Origin of the sequence: Arthrobacter sp. SW1, assembly GCF_001766675.1 — a bacterium.
In the GTDB taxonomy this organism is placed as follows: Bacteria; Actinomycetota; Actinomycetes; order Actinomycetales; family Micrococcaceae; genus Arthrobacter.
The window spans coordinates 1-20,033 of record NZ_MJLT01000001.1 but is presented as its reverse complement, the minus strand read 5'-3'; the positions used below and the strand labels follow the sequence as shown (position 1 = coordinate 20,033).

The 20,033-nt window shown below is 64.3% G+C and carries 20 protein-coding genes; 15 read left to right on the top strand and 5 right to left on the bottom strand.

Annotated elements, in window-relative coordinates; genetic code table 11:
* Nucleotides 1-81: 81 nt before the first annotated feature.
* Nucleotides 82-1,362: a M20 family metallo-hydrolase gene (locus tag BIU82_RS00100; protein WP_083292117.1), complete on the bottom strand. Its 1,281-nt coding sequence runs from the start codon at nucleotides 1,360-1,362 to the stop codon at nucleotides 82-84.
* Between the two features lie 125 nt (nucleotides 1,363-1,487).
* Here BIU82_RS00100 and BIU82_RS00095 point away from each other — a divergent pair, with 125 nt between their 5' ends.
* On the top strand, nucleotides 1,488-2,408 hold the full coding sequence (locus tag BIU82_RS00095; RefSeq protein ID WP_070347440.1) for a LysR family transcriptional regulator: 921 nt from the start codon (nucleotides 1,488-1,490) through the stop codon (nucleotides 2,406-2,408).
* An 86-nt stretch (nucleotides 2,409-2,494) separates the two neighbouring features.
* Here the strand turns inward: BIU82_RS00095 and BIU82_RS00090 are convergent, their stop codons facing one another.
* Nucleotides 2,495-3,961: an amino acid permease gene (locus tag BIU82_RS00090; protein ID WP_070347439.1), complete on the bottom strand. Its 1,467-nt coding sequence runs from the start codon at nucleotides 3,959-3,961 to the stop codon at nucleotides 2,495-2,497.
* 280 nt (nucleotides 3,962-4,241) lie between these two features.
* Here BIU82_RS00090 and BIU82_RS00085 point away from each other — a divergent pair, with 280 nt between their 5' ends.
* Genes BIU82_RS00085 through BIU82_RS00070 form a run of 4 tightly spaced genes read left to right on the top strand, consistent with a single transcriptional unit; the run spans nucleotide 4,242 to nucleotide 8,026 of the window.
* Entirely contained in the window at nucleotides 4,242-5,378 is a 1,137-nt protein-coding gene (locus BIU82_RS00085) for a diaminopropionate ammonia-lyase (RefSeq protein WP_070347438.1), read from the top strand.
* A 13-nt stretch (nucleotides 5,379-5,391) separates the two neighbouring features.
* Nucleotides 5,392-6,567, top strand: coding sequence for an ArgE/DapE family deacylase (locus tag BIU82_RS00080; protein WP_070347437.1), 1,176 nt, complete (start codon nucleotides 5,392-5,394; stop codon nucleotides 6,565-6,567).
* A 9-nt stretch (nucleotides 6,568-6,576) separates the two neighbouring features.
* Complete coding sequence (locus BIU82_RS00075) at nucleotides 6,577-7,065, top strand: RidA family protein (protein WP_070347436.1); 489 nt, start codon at nucleotides 6,577-6,579, stop codon at nucleotides 7,063-7,065.
* 46 nt (nucleotides 7,066-7,111) lie between these two features.
* Nucleotides 7,112-8,026 carry a LysR substrate-binding domain-containing protein gene (locus BIU82_RS00070; RefSeq protein WP_070347435.1) on the top strand — a complete coding sequence of 305 codons (915 nt, stop codon included), beginning with the start codon at nucleotides 7,112-7,114 and terminating at the stop codon, nucleotides 8,024-8,026.
* A gap of 91 nt (nucleotides 8,027-8,117) precedes the next feature.
* On the opposite strand, the gene BIU82_RS00065 is transcribed toward BIU82_RS00070, so the two are convergent.
* Nucleotides 8,118-8,621 carry an Lrp/AsnC family transcriptional regulator gene (locus BIU82_RS00065; RefSeq protein WP_070347434.1) on the bottom strand — a complete coding sequence of 168 codons (504 nt, stop codon included), beginning with the start codon at nucleotides 8,619-8,621 and terminating at the stop codon, nucleotides 8,118-8,120.
* Between the two features lie 114 nt (nucleotides 8,622-8,735).
* Here BIU82_RS00065 and BIU82_RS00060 point away from each other — a divergent pair, with 114 nt between their 5' ends.
* The 6 genes from BIU82_RS00060 (at nucleotide 8,736) to BIU82_RS00035 (ending at nucleotide 14,196) form a co-directional block, all read left to right on the top strand.
* Entirely contained in the window at nucleotides 8,736-9,974 is a 1,239-nt protein-coding gene (locus BIU82_RS00060; protein WP_070347433.1) for a MalY/PatB family protein, read from the top strand.
* A 13-nt stretch (nucleotides 9,975-9,987) separates the two neighbouring features.
* Nucleotides 9,988-10,452: a RidA family protein gene (locus BIU82_RS00055; protein WP_070347432.1), complete on the top strand. Its 465-nt coding sequence runs from the start codon at nucleotides 9,988-9,990 to the stop codon at nucleotides 10,450-10,452.
* A 251-nt stretch (nucleotides 10,453-10,703) separates the two neighbouring features.
* A complete protein-coding gene (locus tag BIU82_RS00050; RefSeq protein ID WP_070347431.1) occupies nucleotides 10,704-12,194 on the top strand; it encodes an amino acid permease in 1,491 nt (496 codons plus the stop codon).
* 100 nt (nucleotides 12,195-12,294) lie between these two features.
* Nucleotides 12,295-13,380, top strand: coding sequence for a branched-chain amino acid aminotransferase (locus BIU82_RS00045; protein WP_070347430.1), 1,086 nt, complete (start codon nucleotides 12,295-12,297; stop codon nucleotides 13,378-13,380).
* A gap of 134 nt (nucleotides 13,381-13,514) precedes the next feature.
* A complete protein-coding gene (locus BIU82_RS00040) occupies nucleotides 13,515-13,802 on the top strand; it encodes a hypothetical protein (protein ID WP_070347429.1) in 288 nt (95 codons plus the stop codon).
* Between the two features lie 22 nt (nucleotides 13,803-13,824).
* Entirely contained in the window at nucleotides 13,825-14,196 is a 372-nt protein-coding gene (locus tag BIU82_RS00035) for a carboxymuconolactone decarboxylase family protein (protein WP_070347428.1), read from the top strand.
* 93 nt (nucleotides 14,197-14,289) lie between these two features.
* Here the strand turns inward: BIU82_RS00035 and BIU82_RS00030 are convergent, their stop codons facing one another.
* Nucleotides 14,290-15,171 carry a LysR family transcriptional regulator gene (locus BIU82_RS00030; protein ID WP_070347427.1) on the bottom strand — a complete coding sequence of 294 codons (882 nt, stop codon included), beginning with the start codon at nucleotides 15,169-15,171 and terminating at the stop codon, nucleotides 14,290-14,292.
* Between the two features lie 128 nt (nucleotides 15,172-15,299).
* On the opposite strand from BIU82_RS00030, the gene BIU82_RS00025 reads away from it, so the two are divergent.
* The 4 genes from BIU82_RS00025 to BIU82_RS00010 are packed head-to-tail and all read left to right on the top strand — an operon-like array spanning nucleotide 15,300 to nucleotide 19,396.
* Nucleotides 15,300-16,328: an alcohol dehydrogenase catalytic domain-containing protein gene (locus BIU82_RS00025; protein ID WP_216098981.1), complete on the top strand. Its 1,029-nt coding sequence runs from the start codon at nucleotides 15,300-15,302 to the stop codon at nucleotides 16,326-16,328.
* Nucleotides 16,325-17,425: an NAD(P)/FAD-dependent oxidoreductase gene (locus BIU82_RS00020; protein ID WP_070347426.1), complete on the top strand. Its 1,101-nt coding sequence runs from the start codon at nucleotides 16,325-16,327 to the stop codon at nucleotides 17,423-17,425. Before BIU82_RS00025 ends, BIU82_RS00020 begins: the two co-directional genes overlap by 4 nt.
* A 22-nt stretch (nucleotides 17,426-17,447) precedes the next feature.
* The gene (locus tag BIU82_RS00015) at nucleotides 17,448-18,683 is read left to right on the top strand and encodes an MFS transporter (protein WP_253182623.1); all 1,236 of its coding nucleotides are present in this window, start codon (nucleotides 17,448-17,450) and stop codon (nucleotides 18,681-18,683) included.
* Nucleotides 18,680-19,396 carry a thioredoxin domain-containing protein gene (locus BIU82_RS00010; protein ID WP_070347424.1) on the top strand — a complete coding sequence of 239 codons (717 nt, stop codon included), beginning with the start codon at nucleotides 18,680-18,682 and terminating at the stop codon, nucleotides 19,394-19,396. The genes BIU82_RS00015 and BIU82_RS00010 overlap by 4 nt, the downstream gene beginning before the upstream one ends.
* Nucleotides 19,397-19,445: 49 nt before the next feature.
* Here the strand turns inward: BIU82_RS00010 and BIU82_RS00005 are convergent.
* A partial coding sequence (locus tag BIU82_RS00005; protein WP_253182622.1) for a zinc-binding dehydrogenase occupies nucleotides 19,446-20,033 on the bottom strand: 588 nt, incomplete at its 5' end.

The following is a 20,033-nucleotide window of genomic DNA, read 5'->3' as shown; positions in this document are numbered from 1 at the left end:
AAGATAGTCGAAAAAAGGGGGGGCGGGGTACGGATCATTCGTCCGCACCCCGCGCCTCTCGTGTCGAGTGCTGGGGCCGACTTAGACGCAGAGCTGCAGGATCGCCTTTGCCAGGACGTTGATTCCCGCAGCGCAGTCTTCCGGAGTGGAATACTCCCGCGGGTTGTGGCTGATGCCGTCGTACTGGCCGCGGACAAAAATCATCGCAGTGGGTGCGATGGCTGCCATTTCCTGTGCGTCATGGCCGGCGCCGGACATCAGTCGCATGGTCTCATGGCCCAGATCCTGTGCGGCTGTTGCGATTGCGGACTGGATCTCTTCGCTGAACGGAACAGCAGTGGTCTTCGCCATGCGCTTTGTTTCCACCCGCAGGCCCGGCTGCTTGTGCGGCAGTTCCAGCAGGAAGGCTTCGAGGTCTGCTTCGGCTTTTGCCATCAGGGCGTCGTCCGGGTTGCGAAGGTCGACGGTGATTTCAGCGAGGTCGGGAACGACGCTGGGAAGTCCCGGGGAAGTGCGGACATGTCCAACGGTGGCGCGCAACTGGCCGTAGAGGCCGGAGTCGACCATGGCGCGGACCTGGACGATGACCTGGGCGGCGGCGAGGCCGGCGTCGACCCTCAACTCGGTGGGAGTCGTGCCTGCATGCGCGGCACGGCCGTGCAGGGTCACCTTCTGCCACGAGATGGCCTGAACGCCGGTCACCACGCCGACGGCGAGGCCCTTCTGCTGTAGCACGGGACCCTGCTCGATGTGGGCTTCCACGTAGGCATGAGGTGCGTCCAGGCGCACGGGACGCTCACCCATGAAGCCAATCCGCTCGAGTTCATCGCCGAAGCGCAGCCCTGCTTCGTCCACCAAGTCGTAGGCGTAGTCGAGGCTCAGGCGCCCGGCGGCGACAGCGGAACCGAGCATGTCCGTCCCGAAGCGCACGCCTTCTTCTTCTGTCCAAGCGGCGATGACGAGCGGACGCCGGGTCTGAAGTCCTGCGTCATTAAGCGAGCGGACGAGCTCCAGCGCACCTAGGACGCCAAGGCAACCGTCGAACGCGCCAGCCGTTGCCACGGTGTCGATATGTGAGCCGGCCATGACGGGGGCTGCTGACGGCTCGGTACCCTCGCGGCGGCCGAAGATATTGCCCATCTGGTCGACGGTAACGTCAAGGCCGGCTTCTTCCATCCAGCTCATCACCAGCCGGCGCCCCTCGCGGTCTTCGTCCGTGAGGGACTGCCGGTTGATGCCGACCAGGCCGGTTGCTGCGTCATCGTAGGCGCCGATCTTCGCCAGTTCCATCAAGGATTGCCAGAGCCGCTCGCCATTGATGGTGAGCGTGGATTCCTCGGTGGTGATGGTCTCAGTCGTCATGGGAGTGCTCCTTGAATTAGGTAAACCAAGCGGTCCATACGACAGTACGAGCGCATCATTGATGGCGTCGATAAGATGATCCAAAGCAGTAATGCTGAATATTTTGCATGTATTGAGGGGCGCGAATGTACAACGTCAACCGGATGCGGCTGCTCCGGGAAGTGAAGGTGCGTGGGACCCTTGCGGCGGCGGCAGAAGCGCTGGGGTACAACCCTTCGTCGGTTTCCCATCAACTGAAGCTGCTGGAGCAGGAGGCCGGAGTTCCGCTGTTGGAGCCATCAGGCCGGAAGGTCCGGCTCACGGACGAGGCCATGATCCTCGTTGGGCACGCCGAAGGCATCATCCGGCATCTGGAAGCGGCCGAAGCCGACATCGCGTTGGCCAGCCGGACCGTTCGGGGGACTGTCCGTGTGGCGTGCTTTCAAACGGCAGCGCATACAGTCCTGCCCCGGGCGGTCCTGGCTCTCCGCTCGCAGCATCCGGACCTCACTGTGAAGGTTGCCCACATTCCGGTGGAGGATGCTTTACCGGCCCTCTTGGCCAGGGATTTTGATGTTGTCCTTCAGGAGGATTTTCCAGGGCACCCCCAAGTCGCCCTGGAAGGTGCAGACATCGTCGCCGCCGGCATGGACCGTCTGTGGTTGATCACGCCCGCGGATGAGGGTCGTGGGAACCTTGCCGATTTATCGGACGCGAACTGGATCATGGAGCCCCCGGGGACTCTCGCCAGGCGATGGAGCACCGGGATGTGCAGGAATGCAGGTTTCGAACCGCGGGCGGCATATGAGTCTTCGGATGTCTTGCTTCATGTGCGCCTGGTCGGGGCAGGCCTCGGCGCCGCGCTTGTTCCAGGTCTCGCACTTGCCGCCGCCGGGGGACACGGGGTCAAGGTTCACGCCCTCCCTGGTGAACCGGCGCGGCGCATAGCAATTGCGACCCGACGCGGGAGTAGCCAGGCGCCTGCCATCGCTGCCGTAAAGCAGGCCATCATGAAAGAGCTTGCCGGGCAGCTTGCTGAAGAAGACCGGGGCACTTCCGTAGGCTGAAACGCCGACGGCGGTGACCGCCGACTCTCGCATGATGCGAAGGGCCGGCGGTCACCGCCGCAGGTGTCAGGGGTCCAGGACCCGCCTCAGGAGCGCTGCGCGTCCTCAGGCTGCCTTGAAACTGCCGCCGCGCGGATGTTGTTGCGAGCCAGGAACCAACCAGCGATGAGCAGTGGGACGATCAGTGCGATGGAGCCGATGGTGTAGGTGCCAACCGGGTAATCCATACCCATCAGCACGAGGACCGCCAGGAGGAACACCAAGGTGATGATCCCGGTCCACGGCGCCCCGAACATGCGGAAGGACGGACGGCTGACCTTGCCTTTGCGGGCCCAGGACCAGAGACGAAGCTGGCAAAGGACGATGGTTGCCCACGCCACGATCAGGCACAGCGATGAAACGTTCAGGACGATCTCGAAGGCCGCTTCCGGCACGATGGCGTTGAGGCCAACGCCAAGGAGCGCTACGGTTCCGGTCATCATGATTCCGCCGTACGGCACACCATTCTTGCTCATGCGGCCTGCGAATTTGGGGGCGGACCCGGCCGCTGACAGGGAGCGCATGATCCGCCCCGTCGAATACAGGCCGGCATTGAGCGAAGACAGGGCCGCGGTGAGCACAATCAGATTCATGACAGTGTCTCCGCCGGCGATCCCTATGGCGCCGAAGAAGGTGACAAACGGGCTTTCTCCGGCCTTATAGGCGGTGTAGGGGAGCAGGCAGGACAGAAGAAGGACGGACCCCACGTAGAAGATGCCGATCCGGAAGACGACGGCGTTGATTGCCTTGGGCATGACCTTGTGCGGATTCTCGGTTTCGCCTGCTGCCGTGCCAACGAGCTCGATGGCGCCGTAGGCAAAGATGACACCTTGAATGACGATCAATGCGGGCAGCACTCCGTTCGGGAACATTCCTCCGTTTTCCGGGATCATGGTGAAACCGGCAGGCTGGCCGGCAACCGGGGTTCCGAAGGCCACGAAACAGATGCCGATGACGAGGAAGGTAACGAGGGCCAGGACCTTGATGAGGGAGAACCAGAACTCAAGTTCGCCGAAAACTTTGACCGACAGCAAATTCAGGCCGAGCACCAGGACCAAGGCGCCCAAGGCAAAGACCCATTGGGGGATATCGGCGATTGCCGGGACGTATTTCTTGAAGAAGCTGATGTAGAGGGCTACGGCGGTGATGTCGACGATGGCGATCATGGACCAGTTCAGCCAGTAGAGCCAGCCGACAGCGAAGGCAGCTTTTTCGCCGAAGAACTCGCGGGCGTATGAAACGAAGGATCCGGACGACGGCCGGTGCAGGACGAGTTCCCCGAGTGCCCGGAGGATCAGGAATGCGAAGAAGCCACATACGGCATAGACGATGAGGAGGCCGGGGCCCGCCGCGGCGAGGCGGCCGCCCGCACCCATGAACAAACCTGTGCCGATTGCCCCGCCGATGCCGATCATTTGGATCTGCCGGGCGCTGAGCCCCTTGTGATAACCCTGTTCCTCGTCGCGGAAGACCGCCGTCCCGACGTCGGGACGGGGTTGGGAGACCGGGGCCATGGTGGCCCCTGAATTGAGTGGTGAGGGCATGGGGGAACCTGCTTTCGGGAGGGGATGGCAACCGGTGCAGCCGCGGGCGGCGCTGATTTGTGGTGCCGGTCACTGTGCGACCCATCCTGCCGGGCTGATCCGGAAAGAAAAAGCGCAGATTCGTGGCCCATGTTGTGAAGGAGAACTGGAAATAGCGGTGCCGGAGCCCGTTGAGGTTGAAGTAAAAATGGATGGTCATTTCCAAAAAGATTCGCTTTTTCTTTATCTTCCTCTGCCGGATCATGGATTCATGCCTTCCACAAACACCGCCTTTTGGTACGCAAACCCCGCAGCCCGGCAGTGGCAAACGCCTGCTCCGGCGTCCGCCCTGTCCTTCCACCAAACGCTGGAGGGGTATGCGCCGACGCCTCTGACCTCCTTGCCCTCAATCGCAGCTGAGCTTGGTGTAGGAAAGGTCTTCCTGAAGAACGAATCCGACCGTCTCGGCCTGCCTGCGTTCAAGATTCTCGGTGCGTCCTGGGCTACGTGCCGAGTCCTGTGCGAACGCTTCGGACTCGACATCGCTTCCGTGACTGTGGACCAGCTCCAGGACTTCCTGGCGACCTTGGAAGCCAGTGCGCGGCCCGTCCTGGTGACTGCGACCGACGGAAACCACGGCCGCGCTGTGTCCCGCATGGCGCGGCTCCTTGGCATTCGTTCAAGGATTTATATCCCCAACGGCCTGAGCGCCGCGGCAATCGACGGGATCAAGGGTGAAGGCGCCGAGCTTGTCCCGCTCGACGCCACCTATGACGAGGTTGTCGAAGCGGCCTCGGTGTCCGTTGCTGACAGCGAAACGGACCTGCTTGTGCAGGACACCTCATGGCCTGGGTACACCGACATCCCGCGCTGGATTGTGGACGGTTACACCACCTTGTTTGCCGAAGTGGATGACGCCTTGGCCGCCCTTGGCTCGGAGCGCCCGTCCCTCGTGGCATGCCCCGTCGGAGTGGGTTCCCTTGCCCTCGCGCTGGTGGACCACTACCGGAGCCCGGCCGCCCTGGGGAGCCCGTCCCTGCTCAGCGTGGAACCGCAGACCGCGGCATGCATCGTGCAGTCCCTGCTTGCCGGCGAGCCGGTGACTGTGGACACGAGCTTTCCCAGCATCATGTCCGGACTGAACTGCGGAACGCCCTCCGAGCTCGGCTGGCCTTCGCTGAGGTCCGGCCTGGATGCGGCGGTCAGCGTCACGGAAGAAGAATGCCGGCAGGCGGTCCTGGACCTTTCCGCCCTGGGCCAGGACGCCGGTCCTTGCGGAGCGGCGACGCTGGCAGGGGTGCGGAATGCCCTGGCCGACGAGGGGCGCCGCCGCCAGCTTGGAATCGGACCGGACTCCGTTGTCGTCCTGGTCAGCACCGAAGGCCTCGCCGCCAACCCCCTCCGATGAACGGATTTCCGACATGACACAGCAAACACAACCTTCCACGGCACTTCCATTGCTCGCTGATCCGGCGGAACTCCTTAAGGAGCTCGTTCGCATCAACTCAGTGAATCCGGGCCTCGTGGCCGGGGCACCGGGAGAGTCGGCGATCGCAGACTTTACTGCCTCGTGGCTTGAGGACCACGGTTTCGTGGTCAGCCGGCTGGAAGATGTCCCTGGGCGCCCATCCATCGTCGGGGTCGCGAAGGGAAGCGGAAGTGGTCGCAGCCTGATGTTCAATGGGCATCTCGACACTGTCACCTTGTCCGGATACGACGGTGACCCGCTCGAACCGCGGGTCGAAGACGGGAAGATGTTTGGGCGCGGCACGTTCGACATGAAAGCAGGCATCGCCGCGATCCTTGTCGCCGCCGCCTCGGCGGCAACGCGACCCCACCGCGGGGACATCATCGTCGCCCTCGTGGCCGACGAGGAATACGCAAGCGCCGGCACCGAAGAAGTTCTCCGGCACTTCAGCGCGGATGCTGCCATCGTTTCCGAACCCACTCACGAAGACGTCGTGACTGCCCATCGCGGATTCGCGTGGTTTGAAGTCGCCATCCATGGCACCGCAGCGCACGGTTCACGCCCCGACCTCGGCGTCGATGCCATTGCCAAAGCCGGCCGCTTCCTCGCCGGCCTGGATGACCTCGGCAAGAGGCTCGCCAGCGGACCACGCCACGAGTCCTTGGGCACCGGGAACATTCACGCATCGATGATCCGTGGAGGCGAGGAAATCTCCAGCTACCCCGCGCTCTGTGAAATCTCCATAGAGCGCCGGACCATCCCGGGCGAGAACGCCGACACGGTGGAGGCTGAGCTGCGCTCCATCCTGGACTGTATTGCTGCAAGCGACCCTGACTTCCGCTACACCATCAAACGCGGCCTGGAAAGGCAGCCCTTCGAAGTCGGCGCCGATGAGGCCATCGTGCAGACGCTGCTCGCTGCGGCCAAGGAGACCATCGGCAAGGACCTGGTGCTTCGTGGGGAGCCGTTCTGGACGGACGCTGCATTGATGCAGGCCGCCGGAATACCTGGCTTGCTGTTCGGAATCGATGGCGGCGGTGCCCATGCGGCCACTGAGTGGATCGATCTGCAATCCCTTGTACGCGTCACCACTGCCCTGACCCGCGCCACCATCGATTTCTGCAACTGAGAGAAGAAAATGACTACCACCACCCAACAGGCCTCCACCGAACACGCCTCCACCCGTGAACGCCTGGCAGAACTTGGCTTCGAGCTGCCAGCAGGCGCGGCTCCGGTTGCGAGCTACGTGCCCGCTGTGCGGGCCGGGAGCATCGTGTATACCTCGGGGCAGCTCCCCGCTGAAAACGGCGTTCTCGCGGCTACGGGAAAAGTCGGAGATGGCATCACCGCGGACCAGGCAGCCGGTTTGGCAGCGACGTGCGTCCTCAACGCCCTCGCAGCTGCGGGCACCCAAGGCGACCTCGATAGCGCGAGGATCCTCAAAGTGGTCGGATTCGTGGCGTCCGCTCCCGGCTTCAGCGGTCAACCCGCCGTCGTCAACGGGGCAAGCGAGCTGCTGCTTCAAGTCTTCGGCGAGAGGGGGCAGCACGCCCGCTCCGCCGTCGGCGTCGCCGAGCTGCCCTTGGATGCGCCGGTGGAAGTCGAACTTGTCCTAGAGTTTTCCTGATACAAGCTGCATTGCGTAGATACGCCGAACACAGTAGGGACTGGATGTGCTGAACATCGGCCGGCTAAGGGTCTTGCGGGAACTTCATCACCGCAAGACCCTGTCGGCCGTAGCCGCGGCTCTTGCTTACAGCACGTCATCGGTATCCCAGCAGGTGCGCCTTCTTGAGAAGGAGGTGGGCGTCCGCCTGGTGGAGCCCGTGGGGCGCCGCCTCCAGCTCACGCCGCAGGGTCTCATCCTCGTCACGCACGCCGAAAAGATCCTTGACATGCTCGAACGGGCGGAGGCGGATCTTTCAACGTCCCTCCAGGAACCAACGGGAACAGTCCGCATTGCGGCATTCCAGTCGGCCGCCATGACCTTCCTCCCGAAGATGATCCGGGAACTGCAGGACCTGCACCCGAAAGTCACAGTCGAGTTCCACCAAGGCGAACCAGAGGAAACCCTCCCGGCACTTCAATCCGCGGAATACGACCTGGCAATAGTCGAGTCCTATCCCGGGCTGCCCGTTCCTTCCGTTCCCGGCATTCACTTCGAAACTCTGTTTGAAGATCCCCTGTGGCTGGCCATGGACCAGGCCAAGGCCGCGAACCTGACACCAGGAAACAACCTCATCGCCCAGTTATCCGATGCCGGCTGGGCGGTTGAAGCCGAAGAATCCGCCCCGCGCACCTGGGTCATCAACGAATGCCGCAAGTCGGGCTTCGAACCCAGGATTGTTTGCTCCTCCGAAGATCTCGCCGCCCAGTTGCGCTTCGTGGAAGCAGGAATTGCTGTTGCGGTTTTGCCGGGCCTCGCTCTTGAGAATGCCGCCTCGCATGTCCGGAAATTTCCTGCGGCACGCGGAATTCAAAGCCGCGAAGTCATCCTTGCAGCGCGCAAGGCCTCGCGGGACCGCCCGGCGATCGAAGTCACGGTCCAGGCGCTCCGGCGGGCCAGCGTCCCCTACCTATCGAAATAATGCCGCGAGCGGACACCGACCTCCCATGGCCGGTCCGCGACGGTGGTACCCGGCAGATCAGGGCGCGTCGCCAACGGCCTCCCTGGAGAAGTCAGGAAGGCGCCGTCCGTGCGCCGGAACTCCGCACCGTATTTTGACTGGACTTGCGCAGCAGGGGCAGCGGACGCGGTGCCACTACCTGTTTCATCACGATGGTGGAGTTCAGGCTCTGCACGCCCGGCAGCTTGGCGAGTACGCCGTCGTAGAGCTTTTGGTAGGCCTCGCGGTCAGCCGCGACGACGCGGATCAGGTAGTCGGGTTCGCCGAACAGCCGCTGTGCCTCGATGACTTCGGGAACGGTGGCGAGGGCGGCGTCGAACTCGGTGACGGTGTCCGGGCTTTTCAACGTGGCGAAACAGAAGACCTCAAAACCGAACCCGGCAGCCACCGGGTCCACCAGCGTGCGGTAGCCCTGGATGGTGCCATTGGCCTCCAAGTCGCGCACACGGCGCTGGCAGCGGGAGAGGCTCAGCCGGATCCGGTTCGCCAAGTCTGTGAGAGTAATTCGCCCCTCCGGTTGCATGATCGCAAGTATTTCCCGGTCAATGCTGTCCATGCAGGAGATTCTAGCGCTCTGGCGCATCAGATGAGCAAGAATTCAGGAACACCTTGCGCGCCTTCTTTCCTAGCATTTACAGCAACCCCAAAAGCAGCACAAGCAAGGAACGGTATGACAAGCGTCTCAGCAATCCTCCCGGCCGGACCGGACTCCGTAACCGGCGCCTCCCTCTTCGACGAAGTGGTGGACCGCCGGAACACCAATTGCATGAAGTGGTCGTACAAGGACCGTCTCCTCGCACCGGACGAGGCCGCAGCGGACCCCCTGCCCATGTGGGTGGCGGACACTGACTTCAAGGCACCCCAAGCGGTGATCGACGCGCTGCATGAGGCGGTTGACCACGGCATCTTCGGGTACCCGGGCGGTGCCACCTCCAGCTATGTCGATGCCGTGACAGCTTGGCAGGCCAAGCGCTTCGGATGGGAGGTGCCGGCCGAATGGGTCATGCAGACCGCGGGCATCATCACCACGCTCAAGACGGCGGTGCAAGCCTTTTCCTCGCCAGGCGACTCGGTGCTGATCCAGCCACCCGTTTACGCGCACTTCCATGACGACGTCCGTATGAACGGCCGCCACCTTGCCTTGGCGCCGCTGGAGCGGACCGAGGATGGGTACCGCTTCAACGCGGCAACCTTCGAAGCCGCAATCCGCCCCGACACCAAAATCTTCATCCTGAGCCACCCCCACAACCCCACCGGCAACGTGTGGTCCGAGGAGGAGCTCCGGACCATGGGGGAGATCTGTGCCCGCCACGGTGTCCTGGTGATTTCCGATGAGATCCACCAGGACCTCATCATCAACCCCGCAAAGCGCCACATTCCGTTCGCTTCCCTGGGGGAGGAGTTCGCCAGGAACAGCGTTACCTGCACCGCCCCGAGCAAGACTTTCAACCTTCCGGGCCTGCAAAGCGCGAATGTCTTCGTCCCCGACCGGCGCCTCCGCGAGGAACTTGCCCGGCAGTACGAACGCAACATGTTCCCCTTGGTGAATGTTCTGGGCATGGTCGCCGCCGAGGCCGCCTACACCCACGGCGAACCCTGGCTTGAAGAGATGCTCGGCTACCTGCGCGGAAACCACTCCCACTTTGCGCAGAGCGTCAACGAGGCACTGCCGCAGCTCAAAGTCCTTCCCGCCGACTCCCTGTACCTGGCCTGGATGGACTGCCGCGGCCTGGGCATGGAGGCAGCCGAGCTGGATAAGTTCATGCTCACCAAGGCGCGGCTCTGGTTGGACAAGGGCCAGAAGTTCGGGATCGAAGGCCACGGCTACATGCGGGTGAACCTTGGCTGTTCCCGGAGCACCGTCGATGAAGCGATCCGCCGGCTGACCGCCGCGGTCAACAACACCTGAAAGAAGGCGATCCATGACTATTTCCCTTGAGGCCCGGCTGGCTGACAACGGCATCGAACTGCCGGAACCGGCGCGATCCGTTGCGGCCTACCTGCCCTACGTCCACAGCGGGAACCTCCTGTTCACCTCCGGCCAGCTTCCCCTGCGGGACGGTGCGCTGGTGGCAAGCGGACGGCTCGGAGCCGGCGTCGACGTTCCCGCCGGACAGGAAGCCGCCCGGTGGTGCGCCGCCAACGTCCTGGCCCAGGCGCGGGACGCGCTGGGCAGCCTGGACCGCGTGGCACGCCTGGTGAAGATCACGGTCTTCGTCGCCAGCGATCCGGAGTTCACCGAACAGCACCTCGTTGCGAACGGCGCCTCCGAATTCTTCCTCGAAGCGCTCGGCGACGCCGGACGCCACTCCCGCTCCGCCGTCGGCGTGGCCGCACTCCCGTTGGGCGCCGCAGTCGAAGTCGAAGCGATTTTCGAAACGCTCTGATCCCGTAACCCGAACACTGCACATTCCCCAGCAGCACCCTGGCCGGCCGGATTGCCCCCGCCCCTGCGGGAACACCGCCACACCGGGTCCTTTCCGGCCGGCCCCTCCCTGGCCCCCAGCCTTCTTCGGCACTCTGACCGACGCTGGGTTTCCGTCACGCATCTCCCCACTGAATGGCCCATCCACCGGGCCGTTGTTTCCCCTGCCCTTCAACGGCGAAGGCCCTCCCATACAAGGAAGAAGACTGCGGTATGAGCAACATTCCTGCACTCAAGGCTGCCCAAAAACACCCCGCACAAGGCTCCAACGGGGCCAAAACCCCCGAGAAAGAAAACCTCAGGCGGGACCTGAAAAGCCGGCACATCCAGATGATCGCCATGGGCGGAGCGATCGGCACAGGGCTCTTCTACGGCTCATCCTGGGCCATCCAGACCGCCGGCCCGGCAATCATCCTCACGTACCTGGTGGGCTCGATCGCCATCTACTTCGTCATGCGCGCCCTCGGCGAAATGTCAGTGGAGGAGCCCGTTTCAGGGGCCTACATTTCCTACGCCAACCGGTACATCCACCGCTTCGCCGGCTTCCTGAACGGCTGGAACGCGCTGATCTTCCTGCTGGCCACAAGCGCGGCCGAGCTGAATGCCCTGGGCCGCTACGCCCAGTACTGGTTCCCGGGACTGCCGATCTGGGTCCCCGCGGCGATCGCTGTGCTCGTGATGTTCACGGTCAACATCATCGGCGTGAAGTTCTATGGCGAGTCGGAATACTGGTTCGCCATGGTCAAAGTCCTGGCCATTGTTGCCCTGATTGTTTTCGGCCTCGCCATGATTTTCTTCGGAGTGGGCAACGGCGGCCAGCCCGTGGGCTTCGCAAACCTCACGGAGCACGGGGGTTTCTTCCCCACCGGAATCAGCGGAGCGATCCTTGCCATCGTGATGGTTGCCTTCTCCTTTGGCGGGATCGAAAACCTGGGCCTTGCAGCCGGTGAAGCCAAGGACGTCGACAAGAGCATGCCCAAGGCAGTCAATGCAACGTTCTGGCGCCTGATGATCTTCTACGTTGGTGCCGTTGCCGTCCTCGTCACGATCTACCCGTGGAGTTCCCTGACGGGCAAGGGCAGCCCGTTCGTTGATGTCCTTTCCAAGATGGGCATCCCCGCAGCAGCGTCCATCCTCAACCTGGTGGTGATCGTGGCCGTGCTCTCCGCCGTCAACGCCTCCGTCTTCACCAACAGCCGCACCCTCTACAACCTCTCCCTCCAGGGAAACGCACCCAAGTACCTCGGCACGGTCAACAACAAGTTCGTTCCGGCCCGGTCCGTCCAGACCGTCTTCGGAATCATGATCGGCAGCGTTGTGCTGAACATGATCATGCCGGAGCATGTGTTCGAGATCTTCTCGTCCGTCACGGTGTTCGGCCTGATCTGCGCATGGTCCTCGATCGTGATCAGCCACTTGAAATTCCGCCGTATCCGCATCCGCCAGGGGGACGCGGGGGCCATCAAGTACAAGGCTCCGTTCTATCCCTACAGCAACTACATTTCGCTGGTCTTCGTTGCGGCCGTGATCGTCTGCATCGCCATCCTGCCGGACATGCGCACCGGACTCTACGTCGCTGCCGGCTGGGTCGCCGTCGTCTTCGTGGCGTACAAGTTCTACACCAGGCGCCAGGCGCGGCAGGCCGTGGCACAAGAATCCACAGCCCAAGAAACCGCAACCCACCACCAGCGCGCCTCCCTGTAACAGCAATTTCCCCGCTTCGGTGGCCCCTCGGAGACCTTCCGGTCCCGCGGGGCCATCCGTTGTTTCCAAACCCCCGGCTCAGACTTTGAAAGGAACCCCGATGAGCACCGCATTCCAGATCACCCCGTCAAACGAAATCCTGCCGGCCCCGGACCGGGAAAAGGCCTTGGAGAATCCCGGCTTCGGCAGGTACTTCACGGACCACATGGTGACGGCTGAATGGACTGAAGGAACGGGTTGGCACAGTGCACAGCTGCGTGGGCTTGCTCCACTGCAGATGCACCCGGCCACCGCAGTGTTCCACTACGCGCAGGAGATCTTCGAGGGGTTGAAGGCCTACCGCCACAGTGACGGAAGCGTGTGGCTGTTCAGGCCGGAAGCCAACGCCGCGCGCTTCGCCCGTTCGGCCAAACGGCTCGCCTTGCCCGTTTTGGACGAGAAGCTGTTCCTGGCCGGCGTTGAGGAACTGGTCAGGGCGGACAAGGACTGGGTTCCCGCGCACGGCGGCGAGGGCAGCCTGTACATCCGGCCCTTCATGTTCGCTTCCGAAGCCTTCCTCGGTGTGCGTGCCGCCGCCCAGGCAACCTTCTGCATCATCGCCTCGCCTGCGGGGGCATATTTCCCTGACGGCCCCACGGGTATCAGCCTGTGGGTCAGCCGTTCCCTCAGCCGGGCGGCCGAGGGCGGAACAGGAGCCGCGAAATGCGGCGGCAACTATGCAACGGGCCTGGCAGCACAGGAAGAGGCGCGCGCCAACGGCTGCGAGCAGGTGTTGTACCTCGACGCCGCCGAACATGAATGGATCGAGGAATCCGGCACCATGAACATTTGCCTGGTGACCTCAGACGGCGAACTGCTCACCCCGGGCCTCGGAACAATCCTGGAAGGCGTTACCAGGGACAGCATCCTCGCCCTCGCCGCGGAGCACGGCCTCAGGCCGGTCGAACGCCGGATCGGGCTGAGCGAGGTACAGCAGCGCTGCGAGGACGGCACCATCACCGAAATCTTCGCCACCGGCACGGCCGCCGTCATTACCCCCATCATCAGCATCAAGAGCGCTGGAACGGACATCACCGTGGGGTCCGGCCGGCCTGGAAAACTCGCCCTCGAACTGCGGGAGCACCTCCTGGGTATCCAGTACGGTACCCGTCCGGACAGCCACGGATGGATGCGCCGTGTTGCCTAGCCGGACCATAACGGCGGCCTATGGGTGTATTCAGTTGGCGCTCCTACCCGCCTTTTCCAAGTCCCATTAGTTTCAAGATGAACCCTGAACGAGGGTCCACATCGTCGGAATTTCCCCGAAGAGGAGTTATAGGAATGGCTTATCTCGAAATCACCCTGAAGATCGACGGCGACGACCGTCCGGCGGCAGCCGGCGTCTACCAGAAGTACAAGCAGCCGTTCCTCGACACGGTCGCCGGCGCCACAAGCAAGGAACTGCTCGTCCGCGATGAAGACGTCCAGGTACTCCACGGTTTCGCCACCGTCCAGGACGCGGAAAGCTACCTTTCTTCGGAGCTCTTCACGAAAGACGTCGTTACCGGCCTCTCTCCGCTGCTGAAGGCGGACCCCGAGGTCCGCATCTACGAAACGCCCGCTCTCTAAGCCCATTTCAAGGAGGAACATCATGAGCTACCACGACCACGGCGACTACGCCTACATGCGCAAGCTTCGCGAGGGCGCTCCGGACGCCGTCAAGGCCTTCGCTGCGTTCGACGAGGCCGCGCTGAAGGGCGAAAGCAAGGTGATTTCACGTAAGTATTCGGAACTCATCGCCGTCGCCGTCGCCCTCACCACCCAGTGCCCGTACTGCATCGAGAGCCACGTCAAGGCGGCGCAGGCAGAGGGCGCCACGGAGGAAGAGCTGGCCGAGACGGTCATGATCACCTCGGCTTTGCGCGCCGGCGGTGGCCTGGCGCACGGTTTCATGGCCATGAAGTTCTTCGAACAGGGAGCCGCTGCCCACAACGGCCACCAGGCTGTCGCGGCCCACGCCTGAGCCGCAGGGTTCGAGTGCCGCCTCCGGTTTGCTGCCGGGGGCGGCACCGCTGTTACCCCCGATGCCAATACCCCGACGCCGGTCGGCCGGCTTTTAGTTGTTGGCGATGCTTTCGGCGAGGGCGGCCAGTTCCGGGGCGAGGAACGCCTGCGGGTGCCATACCGCTTCGTAGAAGATCTCGACGTCCTGGCCGTCTTCGACCAGCCTGCGGTACTGGACATCCGCGGAGGTGAGCTTCGACTGCGGAATGATCGCCAGCCCGAGGCCCAGATCAGCCCAGTGCTCCAGGACCCGGTAGCTTGATGCCTGGCCCGGGTACGGGCTCCACGGCACTCCCTGGGTCTCGAACAGCTGCGAGGTGAAGGTGGTGAGCCCGCAGGTATCGGGCACCAGGATGAACTGCTTTCCGGCCACGTCGCCGAGCTCCATGGGGGATTCTTCCTCGGCCGCGGAGTCCAGCACCACCACGGGTTCGGAATCGATGATGCGGTGCTCGAAGCGGGGGAGGGGCTCCACTGAGGGAATCAGCACGATATCGAGTTCGGAGTCCAGCAGGCCCTGCCGGAGTTCACCCATGTTGGCCTCGCGCAGGACCAGGTCCCTGGGCGGCGAGAGCTCCCGGACGGCCTCAAAGGCCCGGGCCACGAGCTCGGGACTGATCAGCGGTGACACACCAATGTGGATGCTGCGGTCATCGGCGGGCGCGGTGAGCCGCTGCGCTTCGGCGGAAACTGCGTCCACTCCGGACAGGGCACGTTCGATCAACGGCAGGAGCCGGGAGCCGAATGCCGTTTGGGTGACGCCCCGCGGGGAGCGCTCGAAGAGGCGCTCTCCGAGCCGTTCCTCAAGCTTGGCAATACCGTTGGACAATGCCGGTTGCGTGACACCGTAGGCTCGGGCGGCGGCGCTGAAGGATTGTGTCTCCGCTACCGCCTGGGCGTACCGCAGTCCCTCGAGGCTCAAACGCTCGCTCATAACCATCCTTTATGGCTCCATTCACAAAACTTACCCATGGCTGCACCCCCATAAAGCGTAAGCTGCCTTTGACCAGAACGCATCCATAATCAGCTTGTATTGCATCAGCTAAGGAACCGGAGCCGACAGTGCCGAACGCCCCCATCATGATGGGCAGCTGTGCCCCAAATACGCCGCTCGTCCCGCTGCCGGCGCAGCACGGGCCGCTCAAGGACGGGTGGGTACGCATCGCCGTGGAGGCCAGTGGGGTGTGCTACGCCGATCTTGGTGCCGCAAAGGCGCCCAAAGCCTCCGAGGCGGAACCCGTCACACCCGGGCATGAAATCGCGGGCGTCATCACCGCCGTCGCCGAAGGCGTCGCCGGCTGGCGCCCCGGGGACCGCGCCGCCGTCGGCTGGTTCGGCGGCAGCTGCGGGCATTGCGCATTCTGCCGCTCCGGCGATCCCGTGCACTGCCCCGAACGCAAGATTCCCGGCCTCTCGTACCCGGGCGGCTGGACACAGAGTGTCCAGGTCCCGGCGGATGCCCTCGCGCGTATCCCCGACGGGATGGACATGTTCGACGCCGCCCCCATGGGTTGCGCCGGAGTGACCACCTTCAACGCCATCCGGCACGCCGGTGTGCCGGTGGGCGCCACGGTCGCCGTTTTCGGAGTGGGCGGGCTGGGACACCTCGCGGTCCAGTTCGCACATGCCATGGGCTACCAGACGATTGCCATTGCCCGGGGGAGCGAACGGGAAGCGGCAGCCCTGGAACTGGGTGCCGGCCTGTATATCGACAGCAGCGCAACACCGCCCGGCGCCGCGCTGGCTGCGCTCGGCGGCGCCGACCTCATCGTGAACACCGCTGCCAGCAGCGAAGCGGGAACAGAACTGATGAAAGGTCTACGGATCCGCGGGCACATGGTTCTCATCGGCGTCGACGGCGGACGCCTGGACATTCCGGTGGCGCAAATGGTGATGAACGGCCACAAAATCAGCGGCCACCTCACCGGCAGTGCCCTGGACACCGAGGAAACCATGGCCTTCGCCCACGCACATGGCATCCGTCCCGTCATCGAGAAGATGCCGCTGGAAGCGGCAAACGACGCCGTGGCGCGTCTGGCCGGTGGAAAGGCGCGGTTCCGCATCGTCCTCGACCCCTCGGCCGCACGATGACTGCAGGCAAGGCAAGCGAACACGGCTGGGACGCCGTCGTCGTCGGGGCCGGAATCGCAGGCCTGACGACGGCGGACGCGCTGCAGCAAGCGGGCCGGAGCGTGCTCTGCCTCGAAGCCCGCGGGCGGGTTGGCGGCCGGGCGCACAGTGTTGCCGAAGGTCCGCACGCGGTCGATCTGGGCGCCACGTGGTTCTGGGACAACGAAGCCTTGATCCAGTCGCTGCTGCCGGGCCTGGGGCTTGGCGCTTTCCGGCAGTCCACCGCTGGCGATGCCCTGTTTGATGCCCAGGATCCCAATCCCCAGCGACTGGACGGCAACCCCGTCGACGGGCCTGCCTGGCGTTTCTCCGAGGGTGCCCAGAGCCTCGCCTCGGCCCTCACTGCGCGGCTTGCCCCCGGGACCCTGCGGCTCAGCCAGCCGGTGCTCGCCATCCGGTACGGACAGCACGGCGCCACGGTCGAAACAGCGGACGCTTCCTTCAGTGCGGGACACGTCGTCATGGCGGTCCCGCCGTCGCTGGCAGAGGCCGCGATCTCCTTCACCCCGGAGCTTCCGCACCCGGTGCGGGAGACCGCCGTCGGGACAGCCGTCTGGATGGGGAACATCGTGAAGGCGGTCGCCACATACAGTAGTGCGTTCTGGCTGGAGGCAGGGCTTTCCGGCTCCGCCATAAGCTACCGCGGCCCCTTCCGCGAGTTCCATGACCACAGCGGACCCAGTGGCAGCCCGGCCGCACTTTTCGCGTTCGCCCCGGCGGCCCGGTTCCAAGGGGAGCCGATGGACCGGATCGCCGAGGCCTTCCGGGACCAGCTCGTCCACCTCTTCGGGGAGGAAGCCGCGACTCCGCAGTCCATCCATGTCACTGACTGGAGCCGGGAGGAATATACGACGCCGGCCGCTCCGTCGCCCGGCGCCGGCACCTATAACTACGGCCATCCGGTGTTCCGCGAGGCCGTCGGTGGACGGCTCCACTGGGCGTCCACGGAAACAGCGGATGAGTTCGCCGGCCACCTGGAAGGGGCCATCTCCGCAGGGCTGAGGGCCGCCCGGAACGTGGCGCGCCTGGACGAGAAGGAGCAGTTGGGTGCGAAGTAGTGGAATGCTCGGCGGGGAGACTATGACCGACGACGCCGGCCGCGCCCGCCTGCAGCGCCGGATCCTCGGCGTCGTGGTCCTGAGCCAGGTGCTGGGCGGTGCCGGCCTCGCCGCCGGCGTGACCGTGGGTGCGTTGCTCGCGCAGCAGATGTTTGGCGGTGAAGGCTTGTCCGGGCTTCCTACCGCGCTGTTCACGCTCGGATCCGCGCTAGCGGCGTACCTTATCGGGCGGGCCACCCAGAGGGCAGGGCGTAGGATCGGCCTGGGGCTGGGGTTCGCCGCCGGTGGCCTGGGCGCGGCCGGCGTTGTCCTCGCCGCGGTGGGCGGCAACATCGCGCTCCTGCTGGTGTCGCTGCTCGTGTACGGCGCCGGGACCGCGAGCAACCTGCAGGCCCGGTACGCCGGAACCGACCTCGCCGCACCGGAACGCCGGGGAACGGCCATCAGCATTTCGATGGTCTCCACCACCCTCGGTGCAGTGGCCGGCCCGAACCTCGTCCAGCCGCTCGGGGCCGTGGCCGAAGGACTCGGCATCCCGGCACTGGCGGGTCCGTTCCTGCTTGCCGCGGCGGCCTATCTTGCCGCCGGGACCGTGCTCCTGGCGATGCTCCGCCCGGATCCTTTCCTCCTCGCAAAGCAACTGGAAAGAGTCCGCGCGGGAACTTCGGAAGCCGCCTTTTCGAAGGCCCCGAAGCCTGGTGCCGGCGCCTACCTCGGCGGAACGGTGATGGTACTGACCCAAATGGCGATGATCGCCATCATGACCATGACACCCGTGCACATGCGCGCCCATCATCACGGACTGGCTGAAGTGGGGCTGGTGATCGGCATCCACATCGGCGCCATGTACCTTCCGTCCTTGCTGACGGGCATACTGGTGGACCGGATCGGGCGGACTCCGATGGCCATCGCCTCCGGAGTGACGCTCCTGCTGGCCGGGGTCACAGCCGCCGTCGCGCCCGGCGACTCGCTGCCGCTGCTGATCCTGGCCCTGGCCCTTCTCGGATTGGGCTGGAACTTCGGGCTGATTGCCGGAACGGCCCTCGTTGTCGACAACACGGTTCCCGCCAACCGTGCGCGCGTCCAAGGCGCCTTGGACGTGCTGGTTGCCCTCGCCGGGGCAGCCGCGGGCGGACTGTCAGGCGCCGTGGTGGCAGGGAGCAGCTATGCCGTGCTCGCGCTCGCGGGCGGTGTCCTTGCCTTGCTTCTGATTCCCGCCTTGTTGTGGGTTCGATCGATCAAACGAGTTTCGGAGTGAAGAAAAAGGCCTCGTCGCGGCCTTGGATTGCCATTGTCGTTGCCGTATTTGTTCTGGGCGCGCTGGGTATTGGCGCCTTGATCGGGGCAACGTCGAAAGAGGCCGGGCCGGGCGCAAACCCGGGCGGTGCTGCTGAGCAGGAAACTGACCACGCCGCGCGGCCATTGAGCGAGCTGGCGCGCCGCAAGGCGGACGATCCACGCGCCGTCGGGAAGGCCGATGCTCCGCTGGTCATCATCGAATTTGCGGACTTCACCTGCAAGTACTGCGGTGTTTTTGCAGTAGAAACCCTGTCTGAACTGAAACGGGACTATGTGGACACAGGCAAGGTGCGTATCGAATGGCGGGATGCCCCGATCCTCGGTGAAAAGTCAGTCACCACCGCCGTCGCGGCACGCGCTGCAGCCCGCCAGGGCCGCTTCTGGGAGTACTACGACGCCGTGTACCGCTACGGTTACGACAAAGCCAAGGACTTCAGCCGGGAGACCCTCGTCCGCCTGGCGCAGAAGATCAAAGGCATGGACCTCGAAGCGTTCACCAAGGACCTGGACGATCCCGGACTGCTCGATGACGTCCGAGCGGAGGGCGCCGAATCGCAGGCATTGGGAGTGACGTCCACTCCGACCTTCATTGTCGGGGAGAAGGTCGTTCAAGGTGCCCAGGGCGTGGACGTTTTCCGGCAGCTCATCGACGCGCAGCTCGGCACGCAATAGAAGTAAGTCGTGGGGATCGGCTACCTCCGGGTATTGGCAGGTGGCGTGCTCAGCCTGCTCTCTCCATGCTCGGCCATACGGTTGCCTTTGGGCGTGCTGCCGGAAAGCGGCGCACCCCCGTCCGGTCGTTCTGATGGGGAGTCCATCGCTGGAATTCTGCGCTTGGTGATGGCGTGAAGTTCAGGAGTACTTTGCCGGATTGTGCGGAGTTCTTTGCTACCTCGAAGGCTTCCAGGCCGCGGTTCAGGGGGAATTCGTGGGTCACGACCGGATCGACGCGCAGTGAGCCGTCGGCCAGTGCCGCGATGACGTCGTCGATTTCGTCGTTGAAGCGGAAGGAGCCCAGGAGTTCCAGTTCGCGGGTGATGGCCAGAGAGATGAGCACCGGTTGGGGTCCGCTGGGCAGCAGCCCGACCATGACCACTTTGCCGCCGCGCACCGCGCCTTTGATGGCCGAGGCCAGGCCGAAGTGGCTGCCGGAGGATTCGATGACGACGTCGGCCTCGACGGCGGCGATCGCCTCGGCGTCGTCTCCCTTGAGGACCTCGTCCGCACCGACCGCGCGCGCGATTTCGAGCGGTTTGTCGTGCATGTCCACGGCGGTGATTTTCGCCGCGCCGGCGCGTTTCAGGACGGC

Coding starts and splice junctions, on each gene's coding strand:
- BIU82_RS00080 (WP_070347437.1), top strand. CDS start 5,392: ATGACACAGCAAACACAACCTTCCACGGCACTTCCATTGCTCGCTGAT.
- BIU82_RS00015 (WP_253182623.1), top strand. CDS start 17,448: ATGACCGACGACGCCGGCCGCGCCCGCCTGCAGCGCCGGATCCTCGGC.
- BIU82_RS00040 (WP_070347429.1), top strand. CDS start 13,515: ATGGCTTATCTCGAAATCACCCTGAAGATCGACGGCGACGACCGTCCG.
- BIU82_RS00090 (WP_070347439.1), bottom strand. CDS start 3,961: ATGGCCCCGGTCTCCCAACCCCGTCCCGACGTCGGGACGGCGGTCTTC.
- BIU82_RS00050 (WP_070347431.1), top strand. CDS start 10,704: ATGAGCAACATTCCTGCACTCAAGGCTGCCCAAAAACACCCCGCACAA.
- BIU82_RS00030 (WP_070347427.1), bottom strand. CDS start 15,171: ATGAGCGAGCGTTTGAGCCTCGAGGGACTGCGGTACGCCCAGGCGGTA.
- BIU82_RS00055 (WP_070347432.1), top strand. CDS start 9,988: ATGACTATTTCCCTTGAGGCCCGGCTGGCTGACAACGGCATCGAACTG.
- BIU82_RS00020 (WP_070347426.1), top strand. CDS start 16,325: ATGACTGCAGGCAAGGCAAGCGAACACGGCTGGGACGCCGTCGTCGTC.
- BIU82_RS00060 (WP_070347433.1), top strand. CDS start 8,736: ATGACAAGCGTCTCAGCAATCCTCCCGGCCGGACCGGACTCCGTAACC.
- BIU82_RS00100 (WP_083292117.1), bottom strand. CDS start 1,362: ATGACGACTGAGACCATCACCACCGAGGAATCCACGCTCACCATCAAT.
- BIU82_RS00065 (WP_070347434.1), bottom strand. CDS start 8,621: ATGGACAGCATTGACCGGGAAATACTTGCGATCATGCAACCGGAGGGG.
- BIU82_RS00095 (WP_070347440.1), top strand. CDS start 1,488: ATGTACAACGTCAACCGGATGCGGCTGCTCCGGGAAGTGAAGGTGCGT.
- BIU82_RS00035 (WP_070347428.1), top strand. CDS start 13,825: ATGAGCTACCACGACCACGGCGACTACGCCTACATGCGCAAGCTTCGC.
- BIU82_RS00075 (WP_070347436.1), top strand. CDS start 6,577: ATGACTACCACCACCCAACAGGCCTCCACCGAACACGCCTCCACCCGT.
- BIU82_RS00045 (WP_070347430.1), top strand. CDS start 12,295: ATGAGCACCGCATTCCAGATCACCCCGTCAAACGAAATCCTGCCGGCC.
- BIU82_RS00085 (WP_070347438.1), top strand. CDS start 4,242: ATGCCTTCCACAAACACCGCCTTTTGGTACGCAAACCCCGCAGCCCGG.